The sequence below is a fragment of the uncultured Propionibacterium sp. genome (assembly GCF_963539965.1).
GTDB lineage: Bacteria > Actinomycetota > Actinomycetes > Propionibacteriales > Propionibacteriaceae > Propionibacterium.
On the sequence record NZ_CAUTOU010000024.1, the window covers coordinates 20,254 to 29,884 of the forward strand.

7 protein-coding genes are annotated in these 9,631 nt (G+C 72.5%); all 7 read right to left on the reverse strand.

The genetic code is table 11. The features are described from left to right. Positions 1 to 6: 6 nt before the first annotated feature. Positions 7 to 1,092: a 3-dehydroquinate synthase gene (aroB, locus tag R2N01_RS05880; RefSeq protein ID WP_316669414.1), complete on the reverse strand. Its 1,086-nt coding sequence runs from the start codon at positions 1,090 to 1,092 to the stop codon at positions 7 to 9. 46 nt (positions 1,093 to 1,138) lie between these two features. Further along, positions 1,139 to 2,335, reverse strand: a complete 1,197-nt coding sequence (gene aroC / locus R2N01_RS05885; protein ID WP_316669416.1) for a chorismate synthase — start codon at positions 2,333 to 2,335, stop codon at positions 1,139 to 1,141. Between the two features lie 95 nt (positions 2,336 to 2,430). Then, positions 2,431 to 3,720 carry an endolytic transglycosylase MltG gene (gene mltG, locus R2N01_RS05890; RefSeq protein ID WP_316669418.1) on the reverse strand — a complete coding sequence of 430 codons (1,290 nt, stop codon included), beginning with the start codon at positions 3,718 to 3,720 and terminating at the stop codon, positions 2,431 to 2,433. A gap of 38 nt (positions 3,721 to 3,758) precedes the next feature. Continuing rightward, entirely contained in the window at positions 3,759 to 4,202 is a 444-nt protein-coding gene (ruvX, locus tag R2N01_RS05895) for a Holliday junction resolvase RuvX (protein WP_316669426.1), read from the reverse strand. Positions 4,203 to 4,251: 49 nt separating this feature from the next. After that, positions 4,252 to 6,939, reverse strand: coding sequence for an alanine--tRNA ligase (gene alaS / locus R2N01_RS05900; protein ID WP_316669419.1), 2,688 nt, complete (start codon positions 6,937 to 6,939; stop codon positions 4,252 to 4,254). Between the two features lie 227 nt (positions 6,940 to 7,166). Continuing rightward, on the reverse strand, positions 7,167 to 8,597 hold the full coding sequence (locus tag R2N01_RS05905) for a replication-associated recombination protein A (RefSeq protein ID WP_316669421.1): 1,431 nt from the start codon (positions 8,595 to 8,597) through the stop codon (positions 7,167 to 7,169). Positions 8,598 to 8,881: 284 nt separating this feature from the next. Next, positions 8,882 to 9,631, reverse strand: a 750-nt coding sequence (locus tag R2N01_RS05910; RefSeq protein WP_316669424.1) for a substrate-binding domain-containing protein, incomplete at its 5' end; no start/stop codon positions are given.

Consider the following 9,631-nt stretch of genomic DNA (forward strand, 5'->3'; position numbering starts at 1 on the left):
GCGGCCTCACCGGGTCAGGGCGTTCCAGGCCCCGAGCAGCGCCCGCTCGGGCGGATCGACGATCATCGTGACGCGACCGGGTGCGCGCAGGCCGACGAAGCGCAGGGTGGCGCCGCGCGCCTTCTTGTCGCGGGCCATGAGCTCGCGGGCCTGCTCCCAGCCGATCCCCCGGTAGTGCGTGGGCAGGCCGACCAGCTCGAGCATCCGACGGTGCCGTTCCACGTGCTCGGCGCTCAGCCCGACGGTGCGGTGGGCCAGTTCGGCGGCGAAGACCATGCCCAGGCCCACGCATTCGCCGTGCCGACGGGTGAAGTGCTCACCGGCCTCGATCGCGTGGCCCATGGTGTGGCCGTAGTTGAGCTGCTCGCGCCCGACCCTGTCGCCCACCGAGGTGGCCTCGCGCAGGTCCGCACCGACGACGCCGGCCTTGACCCGCACGGAGCGCACGATGAGCTCGCCGATGAGGGCACTGGCCGGGTCGAGGGCCTCGGCCGGGGCCGCCGAGATGAGTTCGAGCGTGCGCTCGTCGGCGATGAATCCGTGCTTGATGACCTCGCCGAGGCCGGCGCGCAGCTCCTCGATCGGCAAGGTGGCGAGCAGATCGGTGTCCTCCAGGACGGCCGAGGGCTCCCAGAAGGCGCCGATGAGGTTCTTTCCCTCGGGCAGATCGGCGCCCGTCTTGCCGCCGATGCCCGCATCGACCATCGCCAGGACCGTGGTGGGCACGCTCACCCAGCTGATGCCGCGCATCCAGGTGGCGGCGATGAAGCCGGCCAGATCGGTGGTCGCCCCCCCGCCGATGCCGACGACGAGGTCGCTGCGGGTGAAGCCGGCGACGGCCAGGGCGCTCCAGCAGTCGGCGAGCACCCCGGGGGTCTTGGCGCTCTCGCCCGCGGGCAGCTCGACCAGGACGGGCTCCGCGCCCGCGGCGCGCACGATGGCCGCGGCCCGCCGGGCCGCGCGGGCCAGGGGCGGGGCGTGGAGGATGGCGACTCCCGATGCATCGCCGACGTGCTCGCCCAGGTGCTCGAGGGCGCCCGGTGCGATGACGGCCCGGTGGGGCTTCTCGGTGGCGAAGTCGACGGCGGTCATGACTGGCCCTCCTCCCTCCGGCCGGGGCCGGCGGGTCGTGCCGCGTTCACTGCTGCACCGACAGGCCGCGGCCCGACAGCTGCGACAGGTAGGCCTGGTGATTGCGGCGGCACTCGCCGAGCGAGTCGCCGCCGAACTTGTCCAGACAGGCCTCGGCGAGCGTCAGGGCGACCATGGCCTCCGCGACGACGCCGGCGGCCGGGACCGCGCAGACGTCGGAGCGCTGGTGGTGGGCCGCGGCCTCCTCGCCGGTGCGCACGTCGATGGTGCGCATGGCGCGCGGGATCGTGGCGATCGGTTTCATGGCGGCGCGCACGCGCAGCACCTCGCCCGTGCTCATGCCGGCCTCGGTGCCGCCGGCGTGGCGGGTGGAGCGTCTGATGCCCTCGGGGCCGTTGACGATCTCGTCGTGGGCCTCGGAACCGCGCACACGGGCCAGCTCGAAGCCGTCGCCGAGTTCCACGCCCTTGATGGCCTGGATGCCCATGAGGGCGTGGGCGAGCCTGGCATCCAGACGGGTGTCGCCCTCGCGCATCGCGCCCAGCCCGGGCGGGCAGCCCCAGGCGAGCACCTCGACGATGCCGCCGAGCGTGTCGCCGTCCCTGCGGCAGGCCTCGATCTCGGCCTGCATGGCTTCGGAGGCCCGCGGGTCGAAGCAGCGCACCGGGTCGGCGTCGATGAGGTCGAGATCGGCCATGCGCGGCAGCTCATCGATCGCGGCGGCGATGCCGCCGAGCTCGACGACATGGCTCAGGACGGTGATGCCGAAGCCCTGGGCGAGAAAGTTCCTGGCCACCTGGCCGATGGCGACGCGGGCCGCGGTCTCGCGGGCGCTGGCGCGCTCGAGCAGCGGGCGGGCCTCGGCCCAGTCGTACTTCTGCATGCCCGCCAGGTCGGCGTGGCCGGGGCGCGGGCGGGTGAGGGCCTCATTGCGGGCGAGGCCCTCGAGCTCGGCCGGGTCGACCTCGTCGGGGCTCATCACCCGCTCCCATCTGGGCCACTCGGTGTTGCCGACGACGATCGCGACCGGCGAGCCCAGGGTCTGGCCGTGGCGGAGACCGGCGATCACCGTCACCTCGTCGGCCTCGAACGTCATGCGCGCACCGCGGCCGGCGCCCAGACGGCGGCGGGCCAGCGCCCGGCGGATGTCGTCGGAGGAGACGCGCACATGGGCCGGGATGCCGTCGAGGGTGGCGACGAGCGCCCGGCCGTGGGACTCCCCGGCGGTGAGATAACGCAGCATGGTGTCAAGTATCCCAGCCGGCCGGGTGCCTCCACCGGGGGATTGCGGACGTGGACACGATCGGCGCGGGCCCCGGGGCCCGCCGGCCGGGGAGGCTACCCGCCGCACCTGTCGGCGTTCTCCTGGCACCAGGCCTGGAACTGCGCGACATTGGCCGCGTGCTCCTCCTCGGTGTCGGCGAACCTGGTCTCGCCGGTGTCCGGGTTGACCGCGACGAAGAACATGTAGTCGCCGGCGGCCGGATTGAGCGCCGAGTGCAGCGCCTGACGCCCCGGGTTCGAGATGGCCCCCGGGGGCAGGCCGTCCTTCACGTAGGTGTTGTACGGCGAGTCGACCGCGCGCTCCTCGTCGGTGGTCGTGAGGCTCCCGCTCATGTCGTTGGCATAGATGACCGTCGCGTCCGACTGCAGTTTCACGTTCCTGCCGAGACGGTTGTAGAAGACCTCGGCGATCTGCGGGCCGTAGTCGAAGTTCGTGGTCTCCTTCTCGATGATCGAGGCCACGACGACCACGTCGTGCGGCGAATGGCCCAGCGCCGCGGCCTTGTCGACGAGATCCTCCTCGGCGGCGATCCGTTTGAACTGGGCGACCATCTTCGTGAGCACGTCGACGGCCGTGTCGGCCGGATCGTAGGTGTAGGTCTCGGGGAACAGATAGCCCTCGGCATTGCCCTGGGCGTAGTCGGGCAGCCCGAGTGCGGCGGTGTCCCCGGCGGCCGTCTCGAAATCCGCCACGGGGATGCCGGTCGTCTGGCTCAGCTGGGCGAAGACCTCGGAGTTGCGCAGGCCCTCGCGGAGCGTGATGAGGTTCGTCGCCAGGTTGCCGGGGTCGACGAGGAAGTCGAGCGCCGACCGGGCCGACATGTGCTGCCTCATCAGGTAGGTGCCCGCATGGATGCCGTTCGAGCGCCCGTCCTCGTTGGCGATGCGCACGAAGGCCCTGGACGAGGCGACCACCTGGTTGGCGGCGAGGGTGTCGCCCATCTCGGTGATCGTCATGCCCTCGCGGATGGTCACCGGCACGGAGGTGGACTCGTCGCCGGAGCCGTCGTAGTCGACGCCCCGGTAGCTCGTCCAGGCCTGCGAGGCCTTCTGGAAGCCGAGGTACCCGCCGCCTCCGATGACGGCGATCGACAGGAGCACCGCGATGATCGACCTGGCCCAGGAGCCGGCACTGCGCCTCGCCCGCCCGGCGGGGAGGATCGAGGCCTCGCCGCCCAGCAGGTCGGCGCCGAGCCCTCCGGCCCCGGAGTCCCCGCCCTCGGCCCGGCTGGCCCCCCCGTCGTGGGACTCGTCATCCTCGTCGGAGTAGCGCGAGGCGCGTGCCCGACCGGGTTCTGCGAAGAAGTCGTCGAGATCGTTGTCGGCAGCCCGCTTCGGCTTCATTGCGCCACCTCCCCATCTGGCCTGCCACTGTATCGGACTCAGGCCCTGTCGATGACCTCGCCCGGTGCCGCTCCGTCACGTTTCTCCATGTCGATGGCCTGTTCCAGGATCGCCACGGCGGCCGCCTGGTCGATGAGGGGCTTGCGCGCGCGGGCGTCCCTCCCGGTCTCGGCCAGCCGACGGGCGGCCGTAACGGTGGTGAGCCGCTCGTCGAGCATCCGCACCGGGCGGTTGCACTCGGCGCTGACCCGCCGCGCGTTCTTGCGCATGGCGCGGGCCGCCACCCCGGCCTTGTTGCCGCGCAGGTCCGTGGGCAGACCCATGACGATCTCGATCGGATCGTACTGCGCCACGAGCGCCCGGATGGAGGTCATCACGCCCCCGTCGTTGCGCACCGTCTCGACCGGGTAGGCCAGGATGCCGTCCCGGTCGCAGGCGGCCACACCGATGCGGGCCCCGCCCCAGTCGAGGCCCAGGCGCACCCCGGGACGCCATGCCGGTGCGCGGTCCGGCCCGGCCGGGGCCCGGCCCTCAGCCGAGGAGGACATGCCCGACCGCGTACTCGACGGCCTGGAGGGCCTCGGCCGTCCTGGCGGTGTCGGTGCCGCCGCCCTGGGCCAGGTCGTCCCTGCCGCCGCCCCTGCCGCCGAGCCTGGCGGCGCCCTCGCGGACGAGGTCGCCGGCCTTCAGCCCCCTGTCGCGGGCGGCCGGGTTGGTCGCCACGACGATGGCGGCCTTGGCCTCGCTGCCGCCGACCAGGGCCACGACTGCCGGACGGTCGTCGAACCGGTCGCGCACGTCGCCGGCCAGAGTGCGCAGGGAGCCGTCCTCGACGCCGACCAGGTGCCGGGCCGCGAATGCGACGCCCCACATGTCCTTGGCCGATTCGGCGATGGTGCCGGCCCCGGCGAGCAGCTGGGCCTTCCTCATGTCCTCGATCTGCTTCTGCGCGGTCTTCAGGTCGTCGACCAGGGAACCGACGCGCTCGACGAGCCGGTCGGGCCGGACGCGCAGCATGCCGGTGAGCTGGTTGACGAGCGTGCGTTCGCCGGCCATGTGCTCGAAGGCGTCGGTGCTGACCAGGGCCTCGATCCGGCGGGTCCCCGCGCCGACGGACTGCTCGGTGATCAGGTTCAGCAGGCCGATCTGGCTGGAGTGGGCGACATGGGTGCCGCCGCAGAGTTCACGGCTCCATGCGCCGTCCATCTCGACGACGCGGACGATGTCGGGGTACTTCTCGCCGAACATCGCCATGGCCCCCATCGACCGGGCCCGTTCGAGCGGCATCTGTGTGGCGCGCACCTCGAGGTCGTCGCGGATGGCCTCGTTGCAGCGGGCCTCGATCTCGGCGACCAGCTGGTCGGGCAGGCCGTGCGTGGCACCGAAGTCGAAGCGCAGGTAACCGGGCCTGTTGTAGGAGCCGGCCTGCGTGGCGGTCGGGCCGACGAGCTGGCGCAGCGCGGCGTGCAGGATGTGCGTGGCCGAGTGCGCCTGGCAGGAGCCCTGGCGGTGGAAGGCGTCGACGGCTGCCTGGACCTCGTCGCCGACGGCCAGTTCGCTGCCGGTCCTGACGGTGTGGACGATCAGCCCCGGGACCGGGCGCTGGACGTCGATGACCTCGAACTCGCCGCTGGGGGCCCTGATGACGCCGGCATCGGAATCCTGGCCGCCCATCTCGGCGTAGAAGGGGGTCTCCTCGAGGACGATCTCGACCGTCTGGCCGGCGGCCACGTGGTCGACCACTTGGCCGCCGGCGATCAGGCCGCGGACCCTGGTGGGGATGTCGAGCTCGGAGTAGCCGACGAAGTTCGTCTCGCCGCCGGCGCGCAGCTGCGCATAGGCCTCGGTGCCGGCCGTGGTGGCCCTCTTGGAGCGGGCGTCCGCCTTGGCGCGGGCGCGCTGGGCGTCCATGAGGGAGCGGAAGGACTCCTCGTCCACCTGCAGGCCCTGCTCGGCGGCCATCTCCAGGGTCAGGTCGATCGGGAAGCCGTAGGTGTCGTGCAGCTGGAAGGCCTTGTCGCCCGGCAGCACGAGGGCGCCGGAGGCCTTGGTCTCGGCCACCGCCATGTCGAACAGCTGGGTGCCGGAGTTCAGGGTGCGGGCGAAGGTGGCCTCCTCGGCCGCGGCGACGTCCTCGATGCGCTCCCAGGCCTCGTCGATCTCGGGATAGGTGGTGTGCATGCACGAGCGCGAGACGTCGAGCAGCTCCACCAGCGAGGGCTCCTGGACGCCCAGCAGGCGCATCGAGCGGATCGAGCGGCGCATGAGACGGCGCAGCACGTAGCCGCGGGCCTCGTTGCCGGGTCGCACCCCGTCGGTCATGAGCATGAGCGCGCTGCGGACGTGGTCGCCGACGATGCGCAGCCGCACGTCGTCGTCGTGCTCCTCGTCGTAGGTCTTGCCGGCCATCCGGGCGGCGCGGGCGATGACGGGGAAGACCTCGTCGGTCTCGTACATGTTGTCGACGCCCTGCATGAGATAGGCGATGCGCTCCAGGCCGGCGCCGGTGTCGATGTTGCGGGTGGCGATGGGCCCGGCGATGTCGAAGTCGTCCTTGGCGCGCACGGCGGACAGCTCCTCGGTCTCGAACACGAGATTCCAGATCTCCAGGAAGCGGTCCTCGTCGACCACGGGGCCGCCATCGGGGCCGTGCTCGGGCCCGCGGTCAATGTAGACCTCCGAGCAGGGGCCGCCGGGGCCGGGGACGCCCATGTGCCAGTAGTTGTCCTTGAGGGCGCGGCCCTGGATGTGCCCGGCGGGAACGCCGACCTTCAACCAGGCTTCGCGGGCCTCGACGTCGCCGTCGGGGTAGTCCGGATGGTGGCCTGGGCCGAGGACCGTGACCCAGACCTTGTCGGGGGCGAAACCGAGGCAGCCGTCCTCGCGTGGGCCCGTGACCCACTCCCAGGCGTACTCGATGGCCTCCTCCTTGAAGTAGTCGCCGAAACTGAAGTTGCCCAGCATCTGGAAGAAGGTGCCGTGGCGGGTGGTCTTGCCGACCTCGTCGATGTCGAGGGTGCGCACGCACTTCTGGATGCTCGTCGCGCGCTTCCAGGGCGAGGGCTCCTCGCCCATCAGGTACGGCTTGAAGGGCACCATGCCCGCATTGACGAACAGCAGCGTGGGATCGTTGTACAGCAGGGAGGCGCTCGGTACGGCGGCGTGCCCCTTGGAGACGAAGAAGTCCTGGAAGCGACGGCCGATCTCAGCAGCTTTCATAGTGCCTTTCCCTCATGCACTCGGAGCAGAGCGCTCATCCGGTACTGAGCGCCGAATCCTCATCCTACTGCCTGCCACCGCCTGTCCGGCCGCATCCCTCACCTCTGGCCCGCCTGGCGGACCACCGTGGCCACGCGGGTCGGGGGCCGTATTCGCTCCTGCCCGCTCTGGCCCCGGCCACGGGCCCGTCGGCACGTCCGGACCCGTGCGCCCCGTCGGGCCCCCTCTCAGGCGCCTTGACCGCGCGCCCCGTCGCTGCCCGGCCCGCCGGTCGGGTCGGCGGCGCCCGACCGGTCGGCCAGGATGGCACGGATCGTCTCCAGCCTCTCGGCCACCAGCTGCTCGTTGCCGTGGCCGGTGGGCCGGTAGTAGCGGGTGCCGACCAGCTCGTCGGGCAGGTACTGCTGGGGCGCCACGCCGTGCGGCCAGTCGTGGGCGTAGCGGTAGTCGACGCCGTGTCCGTAGTCGGCCGCTGCGTCGTAGTGGGCGTCGCGCAGGTGGGCGGGGACAGGGCCCGCCCGGCCCGCGCGCACATCGCCGAGGGCGCCGTCGATCGCCGTGACGACGGCGTTCGACTTGGGCGCGGTGGCCGCCGCGATCGTCGCCTGGGCCAGATTGATGCGGGCCTCGGGCATGCCGATGAGCTGCACGGCCTGCGCCGCGGCGACGGCGGTCTGCAGGACGCTCGGAGCGGCCATGCCGATGTCCTCGCTCGCCAGGACGACGAGCCGGCGGGCGATGAAGCGCGGGTCCTCCCCCGCCTCGATCATGCGCGCCAGCCAGTGCAGGGCGGCGTCCGGGTCGGAGCCGCGCACCGACTTGATGAAGGCGCTGATGACGTCGTAGTGCTGGTCCCCGTCCCGGTCGTAGCGGACGGCGGCCCTGTCGACCGAGCGGGCGAGGATCGCCGATGAGATCGCGGCGGTGTCCCCCGCGGTGGCACCGGCGGCCGCCTCCTCCAGATAGGTCAGGACGCGGCGGGCGTCCCCGCCGCTCAGCCGCAGCAGGTCCGCGCGGGCCTCGCCGGTGATCGTGTAGCGGCCGCCGTCGGGGGTGCGCAGGCCGCGCTCGTCGCTCAGCGCCCGGTCGACGAGCTCGTTGATGTCGTCGGACGACAGCGGGGTCAGGGTCAGCAGCAGCGAACGCGACAGGAGCGGCGAGATGACCGAGAAGGACGGGTTCTCGGTGGTCGCCGCGATGAGAGTGATGATGCGGTTCTCGACCGCCGGCAGGAGGACGTCCTGCTGGGCCTTGCTGAAGCGGTGCACCTCGTCGACGAACAGGACGGTGGAGCGCCCGTGGGCCAGCTCCCTGCGGGCGGTGTCGAGCTCGCGGCGCACGTCCTTGACGCCGGCGGTGACCGCGGAGATCTCGACGAAACGGCGGTTGGTGACATGCGAGACGACCGAGGCGATCGTCGTCTTGCCGACACCGGGCGGCCCCCACAGGAAGACGCTCATCGAGGCCCGGCCCTCGGCCAGGCGGCGCAGCGGGGAGCCGGGTGCCAGCAGCTGCTTCTGGCCGACGATCTCGTCGAGCGTACGCGGGCGCATGCGCACCGCCAGCGGCGCGTCGGGGTTGACGGCATCGCCCAGTGAGCCGCCCAGGCCGTGCGGCTCCCGGGCGGGCGTCACCGCGCCGAACAGGTCCTCGCTCACACCGTGAACGATAGCGCCGGGCGCGGGCGATCGGGCTCCCCCGGCGGACCTCCGGGGTACCGTCCGACCCGCGTGCCGGGCACGAGCCGGCCGCCGGCGAGGAGCGGGCGCACCCGCCGGCACGACAGGGCCCCGACGCCCTGAGGGCCCTCGCGGCGTTCCGGCAGGAGCCCGCACGACGTCGTCGGGCACCGGGGCGTCGGCGAGCGATGCCGTCTTCACGGCTTGCGGCCCCCGCACGTGCGGGGGCCGCAAGCCCATCGGGATCAGAATCGCTCATCGAGTCAGCGGGCGGCCCCGCGCCGGGTCCTGTCGGCCGTGGCCCGTGCGGCCGTCGAGCCCCGCGGCACGAGAACCGGCGTGAGAGCGGGAAGAGGGCCCTCGTCCGTCCCGTCCAGGAGGGAGCACGCCCGTATGACGCTGCGTCGGCCGATCTCGTAGGCGTGCTGGTCCACGCTCGTGAGGGACAGCATGTGCGTGGCCGACTGCGGGAGGTCGTCGTAGCCGGTGACGGCGAGCTCCTCCGGGACCCGCGTCCCGCATGCCGCTGCGGCGTCGAGCACGGAGTACGCCATGACGTCGTTGTGGGCCATGATCGCCGTTGGCGGCTCGGTCTCCGCGAGGAGCGAGAGCGTCGCCGCGGTCGCGGCGTCGTGATCGTGGCCGACGTCGAGGATGCGCGGGGCCAGGCCCGCGCGCTCCATCGCCGCACGGTAGCCGGCGACCCGTGCGCTGGATCGCCACGGCGGGGCCATCATGACGATCCGGTCGTGCCCGAGGCCGGTGAGGTGGTCGACGAGAAGGCCCGCGCCCGCCTCATCGTCGCAGACGACCGAGTCGACGCCCGAGACCCAGCGGGTCGCCGAGACGAGGGGGACGACTCGGACAACCTGGCGCAGGCGCGCGCCGCTCATGCGCGCCGCGATGAGGATGACGACGTCGGCGTGCGCGGCGAGCAGGTCGCTCAACGTCCGCTCGGCGCGCCCGCCCGTCGGGGCCGCGACGCCGCCGACCCGGCCGCTGGCGCGCGCCTC

What these genes read in the sequence shown, in the direction of transcription:
- alaS (WP_316669419.1), bottom strand. Translation starts at nt 6,939, where the DNA reads ATGAAAGCTGCTGAGATCGGCCGTCGCTTCCAGGACTTCTTCGTCTCC.
- aroC (WP_316669416.1), bottom strand. Translation starts at nt 2,335, where the DNA reads ATGCTGCGTTATCTCACCGCCGGGGAGTCCCACGGCCGGGCGCTCGTC.
- aroB (WP_316669414.1), bottom strand. Translation starts at nt 1,092, where the DNA reads ATGACCGCCGTCGACTTCGCCACCGAGAAGCCCCACCGGGCCGTCATC.
- mltG (WP_316669418.1), bottom strand. Translation starts at nt 3,720, where the DNA reads ATGAAGCCGAAGCGGGCTGCCGACAACGATCTCGACGACTTCTTCGCA.